Source organism: Sinomonas sp. T428B, from assembly GCF_056780155.1.
Genome location: NZ_JBRAZR010000001.1, coordinates 3,818,500 through 3,840,495 on the forward strand (window position 1 = coordinate 3,818,500; position 21,996 = coordinate 3,840,495).

18 protein-coding genes and 3 rRNA genes are annotated in these 21,996 nt (G+C 68.3%); 5 read left to right on the top strand and 16 right to left on the bottom strand.

Going from position 1 to position 21,996, the window contains the following annotated elements:
• Positions 1-50 precede the first annotated feature (50 nt).
• The 3 genes from ACUYMY_RS17700 to ACUYMY_RS17710 all read right to left on the bottom strand — a co-directional run bounded on the left by ACUYMY_RS17700 (position 51) and on the right by ACUYMY_RS17710 (position 3,807).
• A complete protein-coding gene (locus tag ACUYMY_RS17700) occupies positions 51-1,250 on the bottom strand; it encodes a metal-dependent hydrolase family protein (protein ID WP_481704825.1) in 1,200 nt (399 codons plus the stop codon).
• Positions 1,250-2,707, bottom strand: a complete 1,458-nt coding sequence (locus ACUYMY_RS17705; protein WP_481704826.1) for an MFS transporter — start codon at positions 2,705-2,707, stop codon at positions 1,250-1,252. Before ACUYMY_RS17705 ends, ACUYMY_RS17700 begins: the two co-directional genes overlap by 1 nt.
• A 113-nt stretch (positions 2,708-2,820) precedes the next feature.
• Positions 2,821-3,807, bottom strand: coding sequence for an ornithine cyclodeaminase family protein (locus tag ACUYMY_RS17710; RefSeq protein WP_481704827.1), 987 nt, complete (start codon positions 3,805-3,807; stop codon positions 2,821-2,823).
• A 199-nt stretch (positions 3,808-4,006) separates the two neighbouring features.
• Between ACUYMY_RS17710 and ACUYMY_RS17715 the strand changes: the two genes are divergently transcribed.
• Positions 4,007-4,714 (top strand): GntR family transcriptional regulator, encoded by a 708-nt coding sequence (locus ACUYMY_RS17715; RefSeq protein WP_481704828.1) that lies wholly within the window; start codon positions 4,007-4,009, stop codon positions 4,712-4,714.
• On the opposite strand, the gene ACUYMY_RS17720 is transcribed toward ACUYMY_RS17715, so the two are convergent.
• The 7 genes from ACUYMY_RS17720 to ACUYMY_RS17750 form a co-directional block, all read right to left on the bottom strand.
• Entirely contained in the window at positions 4,715-6,097 is a 1,383-nt protein-coding gene (locus tag ACUYMY_RS17720) for an NAD(P)(+) transhydrogenase (Re/Si-specific) subunit beta (RefSeq protein WP_481704829.1), read from the bottom strand. It abuts the gene before it with no gap.
• On the bottom strand, positions 6,094-6,426 hold the full coding sequence (locus ACUYMY_RS17725) for an NAD(P) transhydrogenase subunit alpha part 2 (protein ID WP_481704830.1): 333 nt from the start codon (positions 6,424-6,426) through the stop codon (positions 6,094-6,096). Before ACUYMY_RS17725 ends, ACUYMY_RS17720 begins: the two co-directional genes overlap by 4 nt.
• The gene (locus tag ACUYMY_RS17730; protein WP_481704831.1) at positions 6,426-7,667 is read right to left on the bottom strand and encodes a Re/Si-specific NAD(P)(+) transhydrogenase subunit alpha; all 1,242 of its coding nucleotides are present in this window, start codon (positions 7,665-7,667) and stop codon (positions 6,426-6,428) included. Before ACUYMY_RS17730 ends, ACUYMY_RS17725 begins: the two co-directional genes overlap by 1 nt.
• A gap of 119 nt (positions 7,668-7,786) precedes the next feature.
• Positions 7,787-8,722: an endonuclease/exonuclease/phosphatase family protein gene (locus tag ACUYMY_RS17735; RefSeq protein ID WP_481704832.1), complete on the bottom strand. Its 936-nt coding sequence runs from the start codon at positions 8,720-8,722 to the stop codon at positions 7,787-7,789.
• 128 nt (positions 8,723-8,850) lie between these two features.
• Entirely contained in the window at positions 8,851-9,285 is a 435-nt protein-coding gene (locus ACUYMY_RS17740) for a VOC family protein (protein WP_481704833.1), read from the bottom strand.
• Between the two features lie 77 nt (positions 9,286-9,362).
• Positions 9,363-10,574, bottom strand: a complete 1,212-nt coding sequence (locus tag ACUYMY_RS17745) for a helix-turn-helix domain-containing protein (RefSeq protein ID WP_481704834.1) — start codon at positions 10,572-10,574, stop codon at positions 9,363-9,365.
• Positions 10,575-10,739: 165 nt separating this feature from the next.
• Entirely contained in the window at positions 10,740-10,934 is a 195-nt protein-coding gene (locus ACUYMY_RS17750) for a YegP family protein (RefSeq protein ID WP_481704835.1), read from the bottom strand.
• A gap of 270 nt (positions 10,935-11,204) precedes the next feature.
• Between ACUYMY_RS17750 and ACUYMY_RS17755 the strand changes: the two genes are divergently transcribed.
• Positions 11,205-11,426 (top strand): hypothetical protein, encoded by a 222-nt coding sequence (locus tag ACUYMY_RS17755; RefSeq protein ID WP_481704836.1) that lies wholly within the window; start codon positions 11,205-11,207, stop codon positions 11,424-11,426.
• Here ACUYMY_RS17755 and ACUYMY_RS17760 read toward each other — a convergent pair whose 3' ends face one another.
• The 3 genes from ACUYMY_RS17760 to ACUYMY_RS17770 all read right to left on the bottom strand — a co-directional run bounded on the left by ACUYMY_RS17760 (position 11,427) and on the right by ACUYMY_RS17770 (position 14,340).
• Complete coding sequence (locus ACUYMY_RS17760; RefSeq protein WP_481704837.1) at positions 11,427-12,782, bottom strand: haloacid dehalogenase-like hydrolase; 1,356 nt, start codon at positions 12,780-12,782, stop codon at positions 11,427-11,429.
• A gap of 140 nt (positions 12,783-12,922) precedes the next feature.
• Positions 12,923-13,204 carry a MoaD/ThiS family protein gene (locus ACUYMY_RS17765; RefSeq protein ID WP_481704838.1) on the bottom strand — a complete coding sequence of 94 codons (282 nt, stop codon included), beginning with the start codon at positions 13,202-13,204 and terminating at the stop codon, positions 12,923-12,925.
• A 2-nt stretch (positions 13,205-13,206) separates the two neighbouring features.
• Positions 13,207-14,340, bottom strand: coding sequence for a WD40/YVTN/BNR-like repeat-containing protein (locus ACUYMY_RS17770; protein WP_481704839.1), 1,134 nt, complete (start codon positions 14,338-14,340; stop codon positions 13,207-13,209).
• 112 nt (positions 14,341-14,452) lie between these two features.
• On the opposite strand from ACUYMY_RS17770, the gene ACUYMY_RS17775 reads away from it, so the two are divergent.
• A complete protein-coding gene (locus tag ACUYMY_RS17775) occupies positions 14,453-15,340 on the top strand; it encodes an aminoglycoside phosphotransferase family protein (protein WP_481704840.1) in 888 nt (295 codons plus the stop codon).
• Positions 15,341-15,395: 55 nt separating this feature from the next.
• Here ACUYMY_RS17775 and rrf read toward each other — a convergent pair.
• The 3 genes from rrf to ACUYMY_RS17790 form a co-directional block, all read right to left on the bottom strand.
• Positions 15,396-15,512, bottom strand: a 5S ribosomal RNA gene (rrf, locus tag ACUYMY_RS17780).
• Between the two features lie 176 nt (positions 15,513-15,688).
• Positions 15,689-18,817: ribosomal RNA gene (locus tag ACUYMY_RS17785) — 23S ribosomal RNA — on the bottom strand.
• Positions 18,818-19,298: 481 nt separating this feature from the next.
• Positions 19,299-20,821, bottom strand: a 16S ribosomal RNA gene (locus tag ACUYMY_RS17790).
• The 16S, 23S and 5S rRNA genes sit together here, the layout of an rRNA operon.
• A 528-nt stretch (positions 20,822-21,349) precedes the next feature.
• Here ACUYMY_RS17790 and ACUYMY_RS17795 point away from each other — a divergent pair.
• A complete protein-coding gene (locus ACUYMY_RS17795) occupies positions 21,350-21,676 on the top strand; it encodes a metal-sensitive transcriptional regulator (RefSeq protein WP_481704841.1) in 327 nt (108 codons plus the stop codon).
• A gap of 88 nt (positions 21,677-21,764) precedes the next feature.
• Positions 21,765-21,995 (top strand): heavy-metal-associated domain-containing protein, encoded by a 231-nt coding sequence (locus tag ACUYMY_RS17800; RefSeq protein WP_481704842.1) that lies wholly within the window; start codon positions 21,765-21,767, stop codon positions 21,993-21,995.
• Position 21,996 lies beyond the last annotated feature (1 nt).

The following is a 21,996-nucleotide window of genomic DNA, read 5'->3' on the forward strand; positions in this document are numbered from 1 at the left end:
CTCGCCGAGCTCCTCGATCCCCTCACAGCGGACACTGAAGGGGGTTCCGTCTAGCCCAGCGACACGAGGTCGCCGTCGGACAGGATGAGACGGAGCGCTTTCCCGCCCGCTAGGACCTCGATGTCCTCCAGCGGATTGCCGTCGACGGCGATCAAGTCAGCCCGGCTTCCCTCGCTGACCACTCCCGCCCGGCCCTCCTCGCCGAGGATCTCGGCGCCGACGAGGGTCGCCGACCGGAGCACCTCGAGCGGCTCCTGGACGCGCGCCCGCAGGGCGAACTCCTCGAGCTGGAGGCCCAGCCCCTCACCATGCAGGTCCGTCCCGTAGCCGATCTTGACACCGGCCTTCGAGGCCAGGGCGAGGGACTCGAGCCCGCGCTCGAAGACCTCCTCGACAGCCGCGCGCTTGGCGGGGTCGAGGCCGTGTCCGGTGCGTCCCGTGAGGATGGCCCAGTAGGTTGCGAGCGTAGGCACGTAGTAGGCGCCGCGCTCGAGGAAGAGCTCGATGCATTCCTCATCGAGGAGATTGCCGTGCTCGATGGTGCGCACGCCGAGGCGCAGGGCCCGCGAGACGGCCTCCGCCGTGTAGACGTGGGCCGCGATGTAGCGGTGGGCGAGCCGGGCCTCGTCGACCGCGGCGAGCACCTCGGCGTCGGAGAATCCGAGCGCCTCGATGCGCATCTTCGAGACGACGCCGCCCGAGAGCGTGAGCTTCGCGTGGTCCGCACCGTCCCGGAACTCGGCGCGCAGGGCCCGCCGGAGCTCGACCTCGCCGTCGCAGACCTTCGTCAGGGCGTGGCCGCCGGTGGGGGCGAAGATCGGCCCGCCCGCCTTGAGCCTCGGCCCGGTGACGAGCCGCTCCTCGACCGCGCGGGCGAGGCCCGTGTCCGCCCCGCCCATGTCCCGCACCATCGTGAAACCGCGCAGGAGCATCTCGTGCAGGACCATCGCGGTCCGGGCGGCGTGGTAGCTCGGCGTCCACGACAGGATCTCCGAGAAGTCCGCGGAGGCCTGCGTGACATGGACGTGGGCGTCGATGAGGCCGGGGAGGACGATGAGCCCGGCCGCCGAGACCTCGACGGCGTCTGCCACGCTGCGGGTCGACCGTGAAATCTCGGCGATGCGTCCCTCCCGCGACACGATCGTGCGTGGATCGCTCAGGTTCCCTGTCTGCACGTCGAGGATCCGTGCGTCCCGGAGGACGGTGACGGTGCTGGGTGCGGATTCTCCCGGCTGCCTGCGGACGCCCATCAGCTGCCGCTCCCTTCTGCGTCGGCCATCGCCTTCGGGGTCCTGACCGCGTTTCCCTCGCGCCTGGTCTGCTGAGCTGTGTTTGCAGGGTTTGCTGCTTTGGCTGTGTCTGCTGTGCTGGCGATGTCCTCGAGCGCCCTGCCCTGGGTCGAGATGCCGAAGGCGAGGACCACGAGGGCTGCCGTGCCGAGCACGGCCATGAACATCGTGAACACCCCGCCGAAGCCGAGCAGCGGGAAGGCGACGCCGATGAGGATCGGGGCGGTGATCCCGCCGATCCGTCCGACGGCCGACGCCGTCCCCATGCCCGTCGCGCGCAGCTCCGTGCCGTAGATCTCCGGCGTGTAGGCGTAGAGGCCCGCGTAGCAGCCGTTCATGAAGAAGGACAGGAGCGAGCCGAAGAGCACGACTTGGACCTCGGACGACGCCTGCGAGAGCAGGAAGGCGGCGCTCGCCCCTCCCACGAGGTAGACGGCGATCGTGACCCGGCGGCTCAGCCGCTCGTTGAGGAAGGCGGCGCTGTAGTAGCCCGGGATCTGGGCCACGGTCATGATCAGGGTCAGGGTGAAGCTGCTCGCGATCGGCATGCCGCGGCCGACCAGGAGCGACGGGATCCAGGTGAAGAAGCCGAAGAAGGAGAAGGTGACCGCGGTCCAGAGGAGCCACAGGACCGCGGTCCGCTTGGCGTTGCCGTGGCGCCACAGGTCGGCGTGCCGGAAGAGGCGCTGCTTCGGCTGTGTCGCGGCAGCGCCCTCAGACCGCTCGAACTGCTCACCGATGGGCTGGACGGCCGCGCGGGGCGTGCGCACGAGGCGTCCCTCCTCGAGGCCCTCCACGATGAGCTCGGCCTCCGCGACCCGTCCCCGCGTAAGGAGCCAGCGGGGGGACTCGGGCAGGGTGCGCCGCCACCAGAGCAGCATGAGGATGGGCAGCGCCGTCACGAGCTGGGCGAGCCGCCACCCCTCGTCGACGTGCGCCACGAGCGTCGTGCCGAGAAGGGCGGCACAGATGTACCCGAAGGCGAAGAAGCCGGCCACCGCGCCGACGAAGAACCCGCGGCGGCGCTTGGGGATGAATTCCGCGATGAAGGTCGGGATGATGGCGGCCTCGGCTCCGATGCCGATCCCGGCGATCACCCGCATGGAGAAGAAGAACTCCCAGGTCTGGGAGGCCGCCGCGGCCACGGACGCGAGGGCGTAGACGGCGAGCGCGTACATCATGACCCGCCGGCGGCCGATGCGGTCGCCGAGGACCCCGGCGGAGAGGGAGCCGATGAGGATGCCGATGAGGAGCGAGCTCCCGATCAGCCCGACTTGGGCGCTCTCGAGGTGCCAGAGCGGCTTGATGATCGGCAGGAGGTAGGAGACGAGCGAGCCGTCCATGCCGTCGAACAGGAGACCCAGGCCTCCGATGAGGGCGAGTTTGAGGTGGGGGCGCCCGACCGGCATGTCATCCATGCGGGTCAGGAGTGACCGGGAGCTTTCCGGTGTCATGTCAAGGCCTTCCTATCGTCGTTGATACTCGGCTGGTGGACGGTGATCAAGGGTGCTGTCGTTGCTGTTGGCACCACTCATCGGGGCAGATCGACCTCGAGGCCGACGCCCCTGCTGAGGGCCGCGTCGTAGAGGAGCCGGCCGATCGCCAGGTCCTGGAGGCCGATGCCCACGGAGTCGAAGAGCGTGACCTGCTCCGCGGACTCCCGTCCGGGGACCGCGCCGACCAGGACCTGTCCCAGGTCGCCCGCGAGGTCTGCGGCCGTGAGGGCGCCCTCGTCGACGGCCAGGAGGAGGTCTCCCGACTTGGACAGTGCCGTCTCCAGGCTGTCGACGACGACGCGTGAGCGGCCCATGGCCTCGGCGTCGACCTCTCGGTGGGTGGGACGCGGACGGGCTCCGACGGCGTTGACGTGGAGGCCTGGCCCGAACCACCTGCCGTGGACGATCGGCGTCTGGGAGGGGGTCAGGGTGCACACGATGTCGCTGCTCTCCACGACGTCCTGCACGGTCGCGGTCGCCTCGAGGTCGAGCCCTGTGGATCCGAGGCCCTGCCTGAAGGCATCAAGGGTCTCTCGGCTCCGGGACCAGACGCGGACCGTGTCGATGGAGGTGACCTCGGCGAGCGCCTCGACATGGGCAACGGCGAGGGCGCCGGCGCCGACGAGGCCAAGGACGCGGCTCTCCGGCCGCGCGAGCCGCCGGGTGGCCACGGCACTCGCGGCCGCCGTCCGGATCCGGGTCGGAACGCGCCCGTCGAGGAGCGCGAGCGTCTCCCCGGTCTCGCCGTTGGCCAGCACGATGGACGAACGCTGGGTCGCGAGCCCGCGCTCCGCGTTGTCCGGGATGTCGCTCAGGAGCTTGGAGGCGACGAGGTTCTGCGGCCCCGAGGCGGCCGCCATGACGAGGTACTTCGCGTCTGCGCCGGGAAGCTCCATGGACACAGGGCCGGGCTGGCATGCCCGCCCGGCCCCCAGGTCGGCGAAGCTCGCCTCCACAGCCGCGATGGTCGCCTCCATATCGACCAGCCCAGCAAGGTCTGAGGCCGTCAGGATCAGGGTCATGTCGTCGCTCCTTCGCTTGTTGCTTCCCTCACAGTAGACCCCATTGGCATACCAAACAATAGATAGAACGGTGGAAAATAGGAACGAAGATCCGGTCCCGCTACCTATTTGGCATGCCATAAGGCCCCATGGGATGCATGAATCGCCAGCCCGGCAGCGGCGCTACGATGGCTCAAGGCCCGTGAGAAGAGGGGATGCCATGACAACCGAGGCGTTCAACGACGAAGGCGCTGCGCCCGGATCACGCGCGAACAGCGTGTACGAATGGCTCAAGGAGCGGATCATCGACGGCACGCTCCCCTCGGGCGCGCGGATCCGCGAGAGGGACATCGCCGAGGAGCTCCGCGTGTCGCGGATCCCCGTGCGCGAGGCGCTCCCCCAGCTCGAGAGCGAGGGCTACATCGTGACCCTCCCCCGCCGGGGCGCCGTCGTCGTGCCCATGACGGTGGAGGCCGCACGGGAGCTGTTCGAGGTCCGGTCCAGCCTCGAGGTCCTCGCCGCGCGGCTCGCGGCCCAGGCCTGCGCCGACGGAGCCTCGGCCGAGGGCCTCGATCGCCTCCTCGAGATGGCGCACGAGGCGACGGAGCGTGGCGAGGAGGATCGGATCGCGGAGCTGAATTCGCGCCTGCACGAGGAGATCGTGGCGCTGAGCGCCAACCGCCTCCTGCAGAAGCTCATGACCCCCGTGAGCGGCCACGTCCGCCGGCTGTTCCACATCGCCAAGGACCGCGATCAGCAGGAGCTCTTCCGCGAGCACGTCGCCATCGTCCAGGCGATCAGGCGCGGCCAGCCCGAACTGGCCGCCGCCCTGGCCTTCGCCCACGTCGAGGAGAGTCGGATCGAGTCCCTCCCCATCGTCGAGGAGCACATGGGCGCTCCCACCAGGGGTACCCACACGCGCGGGTAGCTACAGCCCCTTGACCGCCGCGAGCACCTTCGTCAGCGAATCCTTCGCGTCGCCGAACAGGAGCGTGGTCTGCGGCTCGTAGAGCAGCTCGTTCTCGATGCCCGCGAACCCGGGCCGCATGGACCGCTTGAGGAACACGACCTGCCGCGCGTCGGAGACCTCGAGGATCGGCATGCCGTAGATCGGCGAGCCGGGGGTGGACTTCGCGGCGGGATTCACGACGTCGTTCGCGCCCACCACGAGCGCGACGTCGGTGTGCCGGAAGTCTCCGTTGATCTCGCTCATCTCCTTGAGCGCCTCGTACGGCACGTCCGCCTCGGCGAGCAGGACGTTCATGTGTCCGGGCATGCGCCCGGCCACGGGGTGGATCGCGAAGTCGACGGACACGCCGCGCTCCTCGAGCGCGGTCGCGAGCTCGGCCGCGGTGTGCTGGCCCTGGGCGACGGCGAGCCCGTACCCGGGCACGATGATGACCCGCTGCGCGTACCCCAGGAGCACGGCCACGTCCTCGGGGCTGCCCGAGCGGACGGGGCGCTCGCTCACCGCGGTGGACCCCGCCGTCGAGCCTCCCCGGAAGGCGCCGAACATGATGCCGCCCACGCTGCGGCCCATCGCGGCGGCCATCGCGCGGGTCAGGATCGTGCCGGACGCGCCGACGAGCGTGCCCGCGACGACGAGCAGGACGTTGCCGAGCACGAGCCCGCTCGCGGCGACGGCGAGGCCCGTGAACGCGTTGAGCAGCGAGATGACGATCGGCACGTCCGCCCCGCCGACGGGCAGGACGAGCAGGACGCCGGCCACGAGGCCCAGTCCGAGCAGCGCGAGCGCGAGCGGGTAGGAGCCCAGGAGCACGACGGCGGCCGCGCACCCGAGCGCGGCCAGCAGCACCGCGCCCATCACCGCAGGCAGCCCGGGGAACACGACGGGCCGCGTCGTCATGAGCTCCTGGAGCTTCGCGAAGGTCACGCCCGAGCCGGCGAACGAGACGGCCCCGACGAGCAGGGTGAAGACGATGGCAAGGCGCATCCAGGGATCCTCAGAACCGCCAGCGTGCGGGAGCTCGAGCAGCGCGACGAGCGCGGCCGCCCCGCCGCCGACCCCGTTGAACAGCGCCACGAGCTGGGGCATCTGGGTCATCCGGACGCGCCGGGCCACGGGCGCCGCGACGGCGGAGCCGACCGCGATCGCCCCGAGGATCCACGGGATGTTCTCGAGCCGGGCCGAGAGGAACACCGCGACGACGGCGACGGCCGCCCCGGCGGCGCCGACGAGGTTGCCCCGGCGCGCGTGCCGCGGAGAGGAGAGCCCCTTCAGGGCCAGGATGAAGCACACGGCGGCGACGAGGTAGAGCAGCGCGGTCCACGTGGGGTCGAGGAGGGTCACCTGCCGACCTCCTTCTCGACGCCCTTCCGCGCGCCCCCTTCAACGGCGCCGGGCCTCCGGCCGCGGAACATCTCGAGCATCCGGTCGGTCACCACGAACCCGCCCACGAGGTTGGCCGTCGCGAGCACGACGGCGAGCAGCGCGACCGCGAGCACGATCGGGTCCGCGGCCTGCCCCGCCACGATGATGGCACCGACGAGGATGATCCCGTGGATCGCGTTGGCCCCCGACATGAGCGGGGTGTGCAGGGTGCTGGACACCTTCGAGACCACCTCGAAGCCGACGAACACGGCCAGCACCGTGATCGTCAGCAGCTCCACGCCGCCCATCAGCCCGCCCCTTCCTCAACCTGCTCGTCCGGCCTCGCACCGGCCCTCGCGGCCCCGCCCTCGGCCTCCTCGAGCGCCAGCTCCTCGGCGGCGAGTGCCTCGATCGCCTCGGCCGTCGGCGGGTGCCGCACCTCGCCGTCGTGCGTGAGGCACGCGCCGGCGACCACGTCGTCGCCGAAGTCGAGCGTGAGCTGCCCCTCGCGCACGAGGAGCGCGACGAGGTTCGCGACGTTCTTCGCGTACAACCGCGACGCGTCCGCGGGCATGGCCGAGGGAGCGTCCTTGAGGCCCACGAGGGTCACGTGGCCGCGGCCGTTTGCGGTGGGCACCTGGATGTCCTCGCCCGCGACGGTGCCCTCGACGTTCCCGCCGGACTCGGCGGCGAGGTCGACGACGACCGAGCCCGGCCGCATCGCCGCGACCATGTCGAGGGTCACGAGCAGCGGGGCCCGGCGCCCGGGGACGGCCGCCGTCGTGATGAGCACGTCCGACTCGGCGACGTGCGGCGCGAGGAGCTGCCGCTGGAGCGCGCCGCGGTCTGCGGTGAGCTCGCGCGCGTAGCCGCCCGCGGCGGTCGCGGCCTCGAGGCCTTCGACGTCGAGCCGGATGAACGTCCCGCCCATCGAGGCGACCTCGTCGGCCGAGGCCGGGCGGATGTCGTTCGCGGAGACGCGCGCGCCGAGCCGCTTCGCGGTGCCGATCGCCTGGAGCCCCGCGACACCGGCCCCGAGCACGAGCACGCGGGCCGGCGGGATCGTCCCGGCCGCCGTCATGAACAGCGGGAAGAAGCGCGGGAGGCGCATCGCGGCCTCGAGCACGCTGCGGTACCCGGCGACGAGGGCCTGGGAGGTGAGCGCGTCCATCGACTGCGCGCGGGAGATGCGCGGGACGAGCTCGAGCGCGAACGAGGTGACGCCACCGTCCGCGAGCGCGCGCACGGTGGGCAGCTCGGACGACGGCGACGCGAGGCCGACGCTGACCGCTCCCCGCGGGAGGGCGGCGGCGACGGCGGGCTCGAGGGGACGGACGTGGCCGAGGAGTGCGAGGGTCGCGTAGTCGAGGCGCTCGACGACGTGCGCGCCCGCCTCGCGGTACGCGGCGTCGGGGTGGCCCGAGGCGTCCCCCGCGCCGGACTCGATGATCACGTCGAGGCCGAGGCCGGCCAGCTGCCGCACCGAATCGGGGGTCGCCGCCACGCGCCGCTCCCCCTCGCGCCGTTCCCTCGCGATGCCGATCCTCACGTGCACCTCCGCTCCGGCGGCGCCCCTGCCGCCCGTGAGCCCGAGTCTATGTGCCCGCCCCATCCCGTGGGCAGGGGCTCCGGTGGGCGATTCGGGCCTGAGCCGAGAGTAGCCGCGCCCTAGGGGATCCGGACGAGCGCCTGCACGGGAACGTGGTCGCTCGGGTACCGGCCGTCGAGGGTGAAGGGGTTGATCGCGGCCCTGCGCACGGTGACGCCGGGCGATGCGAGGACCCAGTCGATGCGGGTCTCGCCCTCGACCGGGTCCTTGTAGTTCGGGAATGTCCCCCACGCGGGGGTGAGCCGCTCCTCGGCCGCGGTCCACGTGTCGCGGAAGATCTGGCTGCCCACGAGCGTCGCGTACGCGCCGGAGGTCTCGGCGGGCGAGTTGAAGTCGCCGGTCACGAGGGTCGGGAGCGTGGGCGTGAATCCGGCCATGAGGTCCGCGATCGCCTGGGCGCTGAGGATGCGCGCGTTCTCCGACTGGTGGTCGAAGTGCGTGTTGACGGCGAGCAGCTCGCGGCCCGTCGAGAGGTCCCGGAACCGGGCCCACACGGCGATGCGGGTCACGGTGTTGCCCCACGTCGCGGAGCCGATCGTGTCCGGCGTGTCGGAGAGCCAGAACTGGTCCCACTCGAGCACCGCGAGCCGGCGGGCGTCGTAGAAGATCGCCGAGTACTCGCCGGCGCTGCCGCCGTCGCGGCCGTAGCCCACGCTGCGGTAGTGCTGCGGCAGGGCCTCCTCGACCGCGCTGAGCTGGTGGTAGAGGGCCTCCTGGACGCCGAGGATCGTGGGCTTCTCGAGGCCGAGGACGGCCTGGAGGGCCGGGACGCGCTCGGGCCAGTAGTCGGCCTGGCCGGGCAGCGTGCCCTGGCGGTCGAAGCGGATGTTGAAGGTCATGACGTGCAGGTCCGCCTGGCCGGCGGCGCCGACGAGCGCCTCTCCCGCCGAGGGGGTCGCGGCCTGGGCCGGGGCGGATGCGGCCGCGGCACCGGCGAGGGACAGTGCTGCAGCGGCGCCGAGGGCCGTGCGGCGGGAGACGGGCGTGCTGGTCACGGGGCTCCTCCTGGCGGTGGGGGCGGATTCCGTCCCACCGTGCGCCAGGCAGGTGACGCGGCGGGGGCCCGAGGGTGAAATCCCTCGGGCCCCCGCGTGAAGTGCCCGTGAACCGGCCGGTCGGCCGCTCAGACCTGCGGGGCCTGCCCCTGCTGATCGCCCGCGATGTTCACGAGCCAGCCGACGCCGAACCTGTCGGTCAGCATCCCGAACGTGTCCCCCCACGGCGCCTTCTCGAGCGGGGCAGCGATCGTGGCGCCCTCGGAGAGCTTCTCCCAGTAGCCGCGCAGCTCCGCGTCGTCCTCGCCGCTGAGCGAGATCGCGAAGTTCGTGCCGGGGTTGTACTGCATATACGACGGCGTGTCCGCGCCCATGAGGGTGAGCCCGTTCGGCGTCGTGAGCTGGGCGTGCATGATCTTGTCTGCGTCCTCGGGCGCGTCGCTCGCCTGGAACTCGGCGAAGGTGCTGACGTTGAGCTCGCCGCCGAGCACCGACTGGTAGAACGACATGGCCTCGCGGGCGTTGTCTTTGAAGTTCAGGTAGGGGTTCAGGATCGTGGGCACGTCTGTTGCTCCTCGTTCGTGGTGGCCTCGCTGACGATCGCGAGCCTACGCGGGGGTGGCGACAGTGTGAAGACCCCCTACCCCGCGAGGCGCTCGAGGTGCGCGACGACGGCGGCCCGCTTGGGCGAGCGCGGCGGGAGGAGGCGCAGAGCGGTATGCCAGGCCTCGGCGTCGTCCGCCGCCTCCGGCAGGCGGAGGTAGTGCAGGAGGACGTCGACGGCGGCGCTGCCGACGACCGCCTCGCGCAGCGTCGCGGAGAGCTCGTCGCGCAGCTCCGCGATGGCGGGGGCCTCGGACCTCGGCAGGAGCTGCCCGCCGTACGCGCCGAGCGCCTGCCGGTGCGAGCCGCGCTCGAGGAGCGCGAGCGCGTGCATCGAGTCCACCTCGAGCCCCTCGACCCTGTACGGCCGCGACAGGAGCGTGACCCCCGCCCCGAACCCGTCGAGGACCTTGCGCAGCCGCACGAGCTCGGCCCGCAGCGTCACGGGCGGCACGGACTGGGTGTAGAGGCGCTCGGCGAGCTCCTCGGCCGTGAGCCCGCGCGGGTGCCCGGCCAGGAGCACGAGAATCTCGGAGTGCCGCACGCTCAGGCTGAGCGTCCGCTCTCCCGCCCTCAGGACGCCCTGGTCGCGGCCCGTCACCGAGAGGACGGCGGGCGCGTCGGACGGCCCATGAGAGGGCACAGCGTCGCGGCGCACTGGAGACGCGAGCCCCCGCAGCCGCTCCTCGGCCGCGGCGACGGCGGCGCGCAGCCACGGGAGCGCGTGGCCCGTTGCGGCCTGCTCTCCACCGGTGATGTCGACGACGCCGATCGGCTCGCCCGTGCGCGGATCCCTGATCGGTACGGCCGTGCAGGAGAAGTCCTCGGCGAGGGGGCTGAAGTGCTCGGGGCCGCGGATCTGGACGGCCTCGCCGGTCGCCAACGCGGTGCCCGGCGCGGAGGTTCCGATGCTCTCCTCGGACCAGTCGGCGCCCTCGAGGAAGGCCATGCGCTCCGCCCGCCGGCGCGTGCCGGCGTCGCCGCCGAGCCACAGGAGGCGGCTGTCGGAGTCGCCCACGGCGACGAGGATCCCGCTCTCCCGCGCGGGCTGGACGAGGAGCTGGTCGATGACGGGCATGACCCGCGCGAGCGGATGCTCCTCACGGTAGGAGGCGAGCTCGTCGCCTGGGAGGATGCTCGTCACGGCGGCGTCCTCGCGGCGGGCGTGGGTCGCGAGCGAGCGGCGCCACGAGTCGGCCACGACGGGACGCGCGGGCGTCCCCGCGGCCTCGAGCTCCTCTGCGCGCACGCCCACCCACTCCTTCATGTGTGCCGTGGCTCACAGTGTACGCGCCGCCCGCCCGCCGGGCCGCCGTCGAGGGTTGCACTGGCGTTGCATCCCTGTCTTCTGGGAAGCAGCGGGCGTTTCCAAAAGGAACGCCGCGCTGACACTGTCAGCGCGGCGCTCCTTCGGCTAGGCGGTTCTCGTGAGGTCGACGACCAGCCCGATCGCTGCGCCGTCACGCAGGCGGGCGATCCCCGCCTTGACGGCGTCAATGCTCGGGAAGCGGCCCAGGTCTGCGAGGACCGTGCCATCGTCTCCCCGGAGCTGGACCCTGAACTGCCGGTTGCCTTCGCCTTCACGGCGGACTTCGAACTTCGCTGCCATCTGCGGCCCCCTTTGCCTATCCCCTGGCACGCGGTCCACCAGCCCCCTTCGGCGGTGTGATCCGCGTGACACCCAAGAGCTGACGCTACCCCGGAAGCCGCGGGATATTCACTACTCATTGGTAGATGACCGTTATTGTAATAATTGCCGCCTTGCAGAGGCTTCTTTTGCTGCCCCGTCAGGACGCGGAAACGATGCCGCCGCGGTCCGCTAACCGCCCGCTCACCGCCCCGAAACCCTCCGGCAACAGCGTCCCGGCACACTCAACCCATGACGAGCGAAACCCACCACCGCGTCCGGCGCCTCACCGACCTCCACCGGGGCCAGCTCATCGAGGCCCGCAGCGGCCGCACAGTCCTGCGCGGCACGGTGTACGACACGGCGCCGGGCGTCGGGGTCGTGTGGATCAGGCTCGAGGACAGCAGCCAGCGTCGGGCCCTCCAGGCCGAGGACTTCGCCCTGTGGCAGGTGACCGAGCGGCTCGCCGGGTAGCTAGAGCGCAATGTCCTTCTGGTCCGCGATCACGGTGCCGTCCGGGCGCTTGATCGGCTCCTTGCCGTTCTCTGGGGTGGTGAATCCCTTGGTGGAGCACGGGTAGGGCTCGGTGCGCTGCGGCTTGGGGTCGATGAACATGGGCGTGATGAGCCACGTGCCGCCCTCATTGTCGTAGGCGCGGCACATCAGTTCGGTGTTGTTCCGGTTGACGACGAGGCGCGCCTCCGTAGCGTCCCCGACGAAGGTCACGTCAGTCCCGGAATCGCCGGCGGCCAGGATCTGCCGCCTCTCCGCGGGAAGCTGCTCGAATGCCGCGGGGCCGTCAACGCCGAAGATCTCATGGTTGGCCCAGCAGCGCTTACCGTCCATGTAGGTCATGACGGAGTCCTCTCCGTCGGGCACACCGCCGCATCCCTTGAGGTGCGTAGTCTGCACGCCGTCGCGGTACACGCTGCGGACGCCGACGACGTGCGCCGCGTCGATGCCGACCTCGCCGGACCAGGCCCTGACCACGGGTTCCGGCGATGCCGACACCACCCACGGCACCACGCCGTGGGCCTGGAGGGTGCCGATGAGGTCCTTGATCTGCGGGTAGATGCGGATGTACCCGTCCACCTCTTGCGTGCCGACCTTCTGCATGGTGCCCACGGGGGCTGCCAGGTTCTCGTGCTTCATTGCAGTGGCGAACTGGCCAAGCTCTTCTTCGCTGTAGCCGGCGGACAGCGCTGTCCCCCAAGCGTAGGCTCCGGTGATGCGCCGGGCATTGAAGCCCTCGAAGGCTTCCTCTCCGGCTCGGGTCTTCTCGTCAAGGATGGCCAGGATTTCGTCCGCGCAGGCGGCGTTGTTTGCGGTGTCGAGCGGTTCTCCGGCCGGAGTCGCGGTGCCACAGGCCGTGCTCAGTGCCTGTGCCGCGGCCTCGGTGAGGTAGGGGCTCGTGGTCTTCCAGTCCTTGTTTTCCGGCTGCAGGATCTTGTTGTTCCGGAGCATCCAGAAGTTGGTGCCGTAGCCGATGTCGTTCTTGATGACGGTGTTGTCCCAGTCGAAGATGGCCACCGGGGCCTCGCCGCCCTTGAACGTTCCGGTGCACGTGCTGTGCGCGTCAATGGCGGTCTGGAGCTTCTCCCGGACGCCCTGCGGCCATTCGAGGTGCGGGTCAAGCTGGCGGCAGGAGGCCGACGCCGTCGTGCTGGCCTGAGACGCCGGCCCAGCGGCGGTTGCCGCACAGGACGTGATGGTCAGGATGCCGGCCAATGCCGCGGCGGCTGTTGCGAAGCGGGTACCACGAGTCATGCGATATTCCCTTCTGTTCCGGTACGAAATGGACCGTAGCAGTGGGTATCTTGTGTTGTACATACTGCAACATGACGCGTCTTGTGCAATAAACCGGAGCGGAGCTCCATTAATCGCGACCGTGGCTTAGGGTGTCCAGACAGGCCTCATACGGCCATATGCGGGGTCACCTCCCAACGATCCGGGGTCACCTCCCTGCGTTGCTAGCCGCCGGCGACCGACTGGATGACGAGGACCTCCTCGCCCGGAGCGACCGCCGTGTCGAGCCCCTCGAGCCGGCGCACGTCCTGGCCTCCCACGTACACGTTCACGTGCCGCCGCAGCGTCCCCCGCTCGTCCCGCAGGCGCCGGCCGAGCATGGGGAACTCGGCCGCGAGGGCCTCGAGGACCCCGCGCACGCTGCCCGAGCCGTCCGGAACCTCGAACTCCGTCTGCCCGCGCGCCGCCGGCGCGAGGATGGAGGGGATGACGACGGTGACAGGCACGCCTAGGCTCCCCGCCCGCCGTCGTCCGCGCCGATCGTCCCGGGCTGGGCCCCGTCCAGCACCGCGGCGCGCACACACAGCACGTCGGGAAGCCGCGCCGCGACCTCCTGGAAGGTCTCGCCCTCGTCGGCGCTCGCGTAGACCGAGCCGCCGCGGGTGCCGAAGTACACGCCGACGGGCTCGGCCGTGTCGACGAAGGCCGCGTCGCGCAGCACCGTGTTGTAGTCGACGGCGGGCAGCCCGCCGTCGAGCGCGCGCCAGGTCGAGCCGGCGTCGTCCGTGCGGTGGACGGCGAGGTGCCCGCCCGGGGCGACACGCTCCCAGTCCGAGACGAGCGGGACCACCCACGCCGTCCCGCTGCGGCGCGGGTGCGTGAGCATGACGAACCCGAAGTCCGCGGGGAGGCCCTCGGCGATGGAGACCCACGTGTCGCCCGAGTCGTCGCTCCGGTAGACGCCGCGGTGGTTCTGGGCATAGAGCCGCCCGTCGGTGTCGGCGGCGATCTTGTGCACGCACTGGCCGACCTCGGGATTCGGGTCGGGAAGGAAGTAGGCCGAGATGCCGTGGTTGCGCGCCGTCCAGCTCGCCCCCGCGTCCGTGCTGCGGTAGACGCCGCCGGTGCTCATGGCGACGTGGACGAGGCTGTCGTCCGTCGCGTCGGGGATGATCGTGTGGACGGCGGCGCCGCCCGCGCCCGCGCCCCACTGCTCCTTGTCGGGGTGCTCCCACAGGGCGCGGTTGAGCTCGAACGTGCGGCCGCCGTCGGTGGACTTCCACACCGAGATCGGCTCGGCGCCGGCCCAGACCACGCCGCTGCGCTGCTCCGTGTCCGGGCGGATCTGCCAGATGCGCTCGAGGGCGGCGTCCGTGCCCTCGGGGAACACGACCGACCCCTCCTCAGGCTCGGACCAGCTCGCGCCGAGGTCGTCGGAGTGCACCACGGTGGGGCCGAAGTGCTCCGACCTCACGCCCACAAGAACGCGGGTGGCGCCCCCGCGCGTGTCGATCCCGATCGAGGGGATCTCCTGCATGAGGAACTGGGGTTCACTGAAGGTCCAGGAGCGGCGGTCGTCGCTCGTGGCGAGCCAGAGCCCCTTCTTCGTGCCGATGGCCAGGAGGTACCGGGGAGATTCCATGGCGCCTATTCGAGCACCGCGCACGACGGCGGGGCAAGGGCTTGGGCGCGGCATCGCCGGCTGGGGCGGGCCCAGCCTGAGGGACGCCGGGGGGCGGCGGTAGCGTGGGTACGTGACCATCCCCCTGACGCCTCGCCAGCGCGAGCTGCTCGAGGCGTGGTTCGGCGACTGGGCGGTCGAGGAGGACATGTCCTGGGGCGTCCAGGGGATCACGGTGCTGCGGATCGCGACTGCGGAGGGGCGCGTCGTCGTCAAGGCGTCCGAGACCTCGCACCACATCCAGCGCGAGGCACGCGCACACCGGCAGATGACCGCGCCGCTGCTCGACCGCACTCCCGCCAGGACGCCCCGGCTCCTGCACGGCGACGTGCGCGCCGGGATCCTCGCGTGTACATGGCTGCCGGGCCGGCTCGTCGAGGGCGGCCCGCACGAGCGGCGCCCCGAGCTGTTCCGTCAGGCCGGCGAGCTGCTCGCGCTCGTCCACGTCCCGCGGGAGGACGCCCGGGGCTACGACGCGGCCGTGGTGAACAAGATCGACGACTTCCTCGAGCGGGCCCGTGGCCTCGCGCCGGCTGACCAGCTGCTCGCGGCGGCGGGGCTTGCCCGGACCCACCGTCCGGAGCCGCGCCTCCTCGTCGCGACCCACGGGGACTACCAGCCGCGGAACTGGCTCGAAGACGGCGACTGGGAGGACGGCACCGGCCTCGTGCACGTCATCGACTGGGGCCGCGCCGGCTACCGCCCCTGGGTCACCGACCTCGTGCGGCTCGAACACTCCTGGTTCGCGGGGAACGAGGGGGTGGCGAACGACGGCGGGGCCCTGCGGGCGGCGTTCTACGCCGGCTACGGCCGCGACCCCCGCGAGGAGCCGGGCGCGTGGCGCCTCGACAACCTCCTCCAGTCGCTCGGGACGATCGTCTGGGCCCACGACGTGGGCGACGCGGCCTTCGAGGAGGAGGGCCGGCGGATGCTGGACCGGGTCGTGGAATGCTGGGGTTAGCCCTTAAATGTGGGAGCCCCCCAACCGGGTGGTTGGGGGGCTCGACCGAGTGGTTGTCCGGCGGTGTCCTACTCTCCCACACCCTGTCGGGTGCAGTACCATCGGCGCTGTGGGTCTTAGCTTCCGGGTTCGGGATGGGACCGGGCGTTTCCCCCACGCTATGACCGCCGTAACCCGTTGTCCCGGCCCCCGGGGTGGGGGTGGGAAGCCTGGTCACGGTGTTCCGTGAGTGTGTTCGGTTGTGTGGTGGTGCCCTGCCGCCGCTTTTTTGGTGGCGGGGGTTTGTTGTCTGGGGACCGTAGAGTGGACGCGAGCAGTGTGTTCCTGCCACCCCGGGTGGGGTGGGTGTGTGTGAAGTTGTCGGCCTATTAGTACCGGTCGGCTTCGCAAGTCTTCAGTCCTTGCTTCCACGTCCGGCCTATCAACCCAGTGGTCTGCTGGGGGCCTCCCGGACACGAGGTCCGTGGAAATCTCATCTTGAAGCGGGCTTCCCGCTTAGATGCTTTCAGCGGTTATCCCATCCGAACGTAGCCAACCAGCCGTGCACCTGGCGGTACAACTGGCACACCAGAGGTTCGTCCGTCCCGGTCCTCTCGTACTGAGGACAGCCCTTCTCAGATTTCCTGCGCGCGCAGCGGATAGGGACCGAACTGTCTCACGACGTTCTAAACCCAGCTCGCGTACCGCTTTAATGGGCGAACAGCCCAACCCTTGGGACCTACTCCAGCCCCAGGATGCGACGAGCCGACATCGAGGTGCCAAACCATGCCGTCGATATGGACTCTTGGGCAAGATCAGCCTGTTATCCCCGAGGTACCTTTTATCCGTTGAGCGACGGCCCTTCCACGAGGAGCCGCCGGATCACTAGTCCCGACTTTCGTCCCTGCTCGAGATGCCTCTCTCACAGTCAAGCCCCCTTGTGCACTTGCACTCGACACCTGGTTGCCGACCAGGCTGAGGGGACCTTTGGGCGCCTCCGTTACCCTTTGGGAGGCAACCGCCCCAGTTAAACTACCCATCAGGCACTGTCCCTGACCCGGATCACGGGCCGAGGTTAGATGTCCAAAGCGACCAGAGTGGTATTTCAACGATGACTCCACCGGCACTGGCGTGCCCGCTTCACAGTCTCCCACCTATCCTACACAAGCCGCTCCGAACACCAATACCAAACTATAGTGAAGGTCTCGGGGTCTTTCCGTCCTGCTGCGCGTAACGAGCATCTTTACTCGTAGTGCAATTTCGCCGAGTTCACGGTCGAGACAGCGGGGAAGTCGTTACTCCATTCGTGCAGGTCGGAACTTACCCGACAAGGAATTTCGCTACCTTAGGATGGTTATAGTTACCACCGCCGTTTACTGGGGCTTGAATTCTCCGCTTCGCCATTGCTGGCTGACGGGTCCTCTTAACCTTCCAGCACCGGGCAGGAGTCAGTCCGTATACATCGTCTTGCGACTTCGCACGGACCTGTGTTTTTAGTAAACAGTCGCTTCCCCCTGGTCTCTGCGACCCTTGCCCGCTCGGGCCGGCATGCGGCCTCCACGGTCGGGGTCCCCCTTCTCCCGAAGTTACGGGGGCATTTTGCCGAGTTCCTTGACCGTGATTCTCTCGATCGCCTTGGTATTCTCTACCTGATCACCTGTGTCGGTTTGGGGTACGGGCGGCTGGGACCTCGCGTCGATGCTTTTCTCGGCAGCATAGGATCACCCGATCCCCCCGTGAGGGGGTCCCGTCGGATCTCAGGCTTCGTGCGCGGCGGATTTGCCTGCCGCGCGCCCTACGTCCTTGGACCAGGTCAACCATCGCCTGGCCGGGCTGCCTTCCTGCGTCACACCTGTTAATACGCTTGCCTCGCAGCTCTGGGTCCCGCGCGCGCCCCACGGTGCCGGTCCCGAAGGACTGGCGGTGCGGGGGTTGGGCGGTCAGCATCGGCTGTCCGGCATGGGCGGTCCTTCGCCGGTACGGGAATATCGACCCGTTGTCCATCGACTACGCCTGTCGGCCTCGCCTTAGGTCCCGACTTACCCAGGGCAGATGAGCTTGACCCTGGAACCCTTGATCATCCGGCGGACGGGTTTCCCACCCGTCTTTCGCTACTCATGCCTGCATTCTCACTCGTGCGGCCTCCACCCCTAGGTCACCCTGGAGCTTCACTGCCCGCACGACGCTCCCCTACCCAGCAACACCCCTGGAACCGCAAGGTCCTGGGTTCGTGTGTCACTGCCACGGCTTCGGCGGTGTGCTTGAGCCCCGCTACATTGTCGGCGCGGAATCACTTGACCAGTGAGCTATTACGCACTCTTTCAAGGGTGGCTGCTTCTAAGCCAACCTCCTGGTTGTCTGGGCAACTCCACATCCTTTCCCACTTAGCACACGCTTGGGGGCCTTAGCCGGTGGTCTGGGCTGTTTCCCTCTCGACTGCGAAGCTTATCCCCCGCAGTCTCACTGCTGCGCTCTCACTTGCCGGCATTCGGAGTTTGGCTGACGTCAGTAACCTGGTGGGGCCCATCGGCCATCCAGTAGCTCTACCTCCGGCAAGAAACACGCAACGCTGCACCTAAATGCATTTCGGGGAGAACCAGCTATCACGGAGTTTGATTGGCCTTTCACCCCTACCCACAGCTCATCCCCTCCATTTTCAACTGAAGTGGGTTCGGTCCTCCACGACGTCTTACCGTCGCTTCAACCTGGCCATGGGTAGATCACCCCGCTTCGGGTCTAGACCACGCCACTGAACGCCCTGTTCAGACTCGCTTTCGCTACGGCTCCCCCACACGGGTTAACCTCGCGACATGGCACTAACTCGCAGGCTCATTCTTCAAAAGGCACGCCATCACCCCACCTGGAGGCTCTGACGGCTTGTAGGCGCACGGTTTCAGGTACTGTTTCACTCCCCTCCCGGGGTACTTTTCACCTTTCCCTCACGGTACTGGTCCGCTATCGGTCATCGGGTAGTATTCAGGCTTATCAGGTGGTCCTGACAGATTCGCACGGGATTCCTCGGGCCCCGTGCTACTTGGGGACATCCGCAAGGGCGGCAGACAAGCGTTCCGGCTACGGGACTCACACCCTCTCCGGCCGGCCCTTCAAGACCGTTCGCCTACACTCCTGCACTCACCCCCGGCCACCGGCAGATGACCGAAGCAGAGCCCCACAACCCCCGACGCGCAACCCCTGCCGGGTATCACACACGCCGGGTTTGGCCCCATCCGCGTTCGCTCGCCACTACTGACGGAATCACTCTTGTTTTCTCTTCCTGCGGGTACTGAGATGTTTCACTTCCCCGCGTTCCCCCCACACCGTCTATGCGTTCAACGGCGGGTCACCACATCACCTCGCGGCGCATGGCGGGGTTTCCCCATTCGGACACCCTGGGATCACAGTCCGGTTATCGACTCCCCCAGGCTTATCGCAGATTCCCACGTCCTTCATCGGCTCCCGATGCCAAGGCATCCACCGTGCGCCCTTGGAAACTTCACACAGAAGAAACCAAGGACACGCACACAATGCATGTCCTACAAAACACAGCTATCGAATCACGGCGACATTCGAAGACATCGCCAGAGACAAAATTGCTAGATGCTCGCGTCCACTATACAGTTCTCAAACAACAACCCCCTCAACCCACACCACACGCACACACAACGGCGTGCGCGGGCGCCGGGAAGGAGGGCACCAATCCAGGGACTGTTGCCCCAGGACCCAACAGCGTGCCAAGGACCCCACCCCCACAGCAACCGACCCCACGCTTTCCCACCGCACCCCCACACTCTGCAAAGAGAGCACCAGGTTGCGGCGTACTCGCCGGGGCCGGCCCCACAGGGCACGGGCCACGAATCCGTTCATGTTCCACCCACGAGCACCCACCGGACCACGAACGGGTCCGCAATGGGCTGCATCAATCCCGGCAACCACCACCACGGCCAGGGGCCGCGGGGCGTCTTCCGGTGCTGCTCCTTAGAAAGGAGGTGATCCAGCCGCACCTTCCGGTACGGCTACCTTGTTACGACTTAGTCCCAATCGCCAGTCCCACCTTCGACGGCTCCCTCCCACAGGGGGTTGGGCCACCGGCTTCGGGTGTTACCGACTTTCGTGACTTGACGGGCGGTGTGTACAAGGCCCGGGAACGTATTCACCGCAGCGTTGCTGATCTGCGATTACTAGCGACTCCGACTTCATGGGGTCGAGTTGCAGACCCCAATCCGAACTGAGACCGGCTTTCTGGGATTGGCTCCACCTCACAGTATCGCAACCCTTTGTACCGGCCATTGTAGCATGCGTGAAGCCCAAGACATAAGGGGCATGATGATTTGACGTCGTCCCCACCTTCCTCCGAGTTGACCCCGGCAGTCTCCCATGAGTCCCCACCTTCAAGTGCTGGCAACATGGAACGAGGGTTGCGCTCGTTGCGGGACTTAACCCAACATCTCACGACACGAGCTGACGACAACCATGCACCACCTGTGAACCGGCCCCGAAGGGAAGCCCCATCTCTGGGACGGTCCGGCACATGTCAAGCCTTGGTAAGGTTCTTCGCGTTGCATCGAATTAATCCGCATGCTCCGCCGCTTGTGCGGGCCCCCGTCAATTCCTTTGAGTTTTAGCCTTGCGGCCGTACTCCCCAGGCGGGGCACTTAATGCGTTAGCTGCGGCGCGGAAACCGTGGAATGGCCCCCACACCTAGTGCCCAACGTTTACGGCATGGACTACCAGGGTATCTAATCCTGTTCGCTCCCCATGCTTTCGCTCCTCAGCGTCAGTTACAGCCCAGAGACCTGCCTTCGCCATCGGTGTTCCTCCTGATATCTGCGCATTTCACCGCTACACCAGGAATTCCAGTCTCCCCTACTGCACTCCAGCCTGCCCGTACCCACTGCAGACCCGGGGTTGAGCCCCGGGCTTTCACAGCAGACGCGACAAGCCGCCTACGAGCTCTTTACGCCCAATAATTCCGGATAACGCTCGCGCCCTACGTATTACCGCGGCTGCTGGCACGTAGTTAGCCGGCGCTTCTTCTGCAGGTACCGTCACTTCCGCTTCTTCCCTGCTGAAAGGGGTTTACAACCCGAAGGCCGTCATCCCCCACGCGGCGTCGCTGCATCAGGCTTCCGCCCATTGTGCAATATTCCCCACTGCTGCCTCCCGTAGGAGTCTGGGCCGTGTCTCAGTCCCAGTGTGGCCGGTCACCCTCTCAGGCCGGCTACCCGTCGTCGCCTTGGTAGGCCATCACCCCACCAACAAGCTGATAGGCCGCGAGCCCATCCAAGACCGCACAAGGCTTTCCACCCCCCACCATGCGATGAGGAGTCCTATCCGGTATTAGACCCAGTTTCCCAGGCTTATCCCAGAGTCAAGGGCAGGTTGCTCACGTGTTACTCACCCGTTCGCCACTAATCCACCCCCGAAAGGGCTTCATCGTTCGACTTGCATGTGTTAAGCACGCCGCCAGCGTTCATCCTGAGCCAGGATCAAACTCTCCGTCAAAAAACGAGAAAACCAGCCGGCAGGACGGGAAAACGCCCACACCAGCCAGCAAATCCAAAACTGGCAAAAACAAGACAGCCACACCCACGGGGGTGGGCAGGCCGCCCAATGTATCAACCAAAAAAATGGCATCAACGAACTTGGCACACTATTGAGTTCTCAAACAACAGTCGTCTTCGGGTATTGCCTGCGGTTTCATCCGCTCGCCTCCCCGAGGCACGTCCACCTACTTTACCGGAGTCCGTCCTTCCGTGCAAATTCTGATTTCTCAGAAAATGCTTTGGAATTCCTTTCCCGGCCCAGCCCGAGCGCGCAGCACATCGCTGCCGTTCCGGCTGTTCGAGGGGGATCTTCCGCCCGGCTGGCCTCCCGATTTCTCGTGGCCGCCCCGGCGACTCAGAAAACAATACCGGCAGCAGCGGGCTGCCGCAAATCGGCAGCATGTGCCCTCGCCCACACGGCGCCTCGGGCCCTGATACCCCTAGGGGGTACTTGACCCATACCCCCTCCCGGTATAGCTTCGAATGCATGGAGCACGCGATCGACACCCACGGGGGCCCTCCCTACGGCTACAGCGCCCAGAAGGACGCCTACCTGCGCCGCCTCAAGCGGATCGAGGGCCAGGTGCGCGGCATCGCGCGCATGGTCGAGGAGGACAAGTACTGCATCGACATCCTCACGCAGGTGTCGGCGGTGACCAAGGCCCTCCATGCCGTGAGCCTGGGCCTCGTGGAGGAGCACATCGGCCACTGCGTCGTCGGCGCTGCGAATGAGCCGGACCCGGACCTGCGCGCGGACCAGCTCGACGCGAAGGTCAAGGAGGCGGCCGACGCGATCGGCAGGCTCCTGCGCTAGGCCCCTGCAACACGCTGCGGCGGAAACACCCTGCGACTGCAACACGCTGAGAACAGAACTGCACGAACGATCCGAGAGGAACACCCCCATGAGCCACTTCACCACCACCGTTCACGTCGACGGGATGACCTGCGGCCACTGCATCAACTCGGTGACCGAGGAGATCGAGGCGATCGACGGCGTCGAGGACGTGTCGGTCGACCTCAAGGCGGGCGGCATCTCTGAGGTGACGATCAGCGCGACGCGCAAGATCAAGCACGAGGCCATCAGCGAGGCCGTCGCCGAGGCGGGCTACCTCGTGGTGGCCAACGACGCGTGAC

Excerpts from the sequence above, each read along its gene's own strand:
- ACUYMY_RS17700 (WP_481704825.1), bottom strand. The coding sequence starts at position 1,250 with ATGGGCGTCCGCAGGCAGCCGGGAGAATCCGCACCCAGCACCGTCACC.
- ACUYMY_RS17750 (WP_481704835.1), bottom strand. The coding sequence starts at position 10,934 with ATGGCAGCGAAGTTCGAAGTCCGCCGTGAAGGCGAAGGCAACCGGCAG.
- ACUYMY_RS17710 (WP_481704827.1), bottom strand. The coding sequence starts at position 3,807 with ATGACCCTGATCCTGACGGCCTCAGACCTTGCTGGGCTGGTCGATATG.
- ACUYMY_RS17795 (WP_481704841.1), top strand. The coding sequence starts at position 21,350 with ATGGAGCACGCGATCGACACCCACGGGGGCCCTCCCTACGGCTACAGC.
- ACUYMY_RS17715 (WP_481704828.1), top strand. The coding sequence starts at position 4,007 with ATGACAACCGAGGCGTTCAACGACGAAGGCGCTGCGCCCGGATCACGC.
- ACUYMY_RS17800 (WP_481704842.1), top strand. The coding sequence starts at position 21,765 with ATGAGCCACTTCACCACCACCGTTCACGTCGACGGGATGACCTGCGGC.
- ACUYMY_RS17760 (WP_481704837.1), bottom strand. The coding sequence starts at position 12,782 with ATGTACAACACAAGATACCCACTGCTACGGTCCATTTCGTACCGGAAC.
- ACUYMY_RS17705 (WP_481704826.1), bottom strand. The coding sequence starts at position 2,707 with ATGGATGACATGCCGGTCGGGCGCCCCCACCTCAAACTCGCCCTCATC.
- ACUYMY_RS17770 (WP_481704839.1), bottom strand. The coding sequence starts at position 14,340 with ATGGAATCTCCCCGGTACCTCCTGGCCATCGGCACGAAGAAGGGGCTC.
- ACUYMY_RS17755 (WP_481704836.1), top strand. The coding sequence starts at position 11,205 with ATGACGAGCGAAACCCACCACCGCGTCCGGCGCCTCACCGACCTCCAC.
- ACUYMY_RS17725 (WP_481704830.1), bottom strand. The coding sequence starts at position 6,426 with ATGGGCGGCGTGGAGCTGCTGACGATCACGGTGCTGGCCGTGTTCGTC.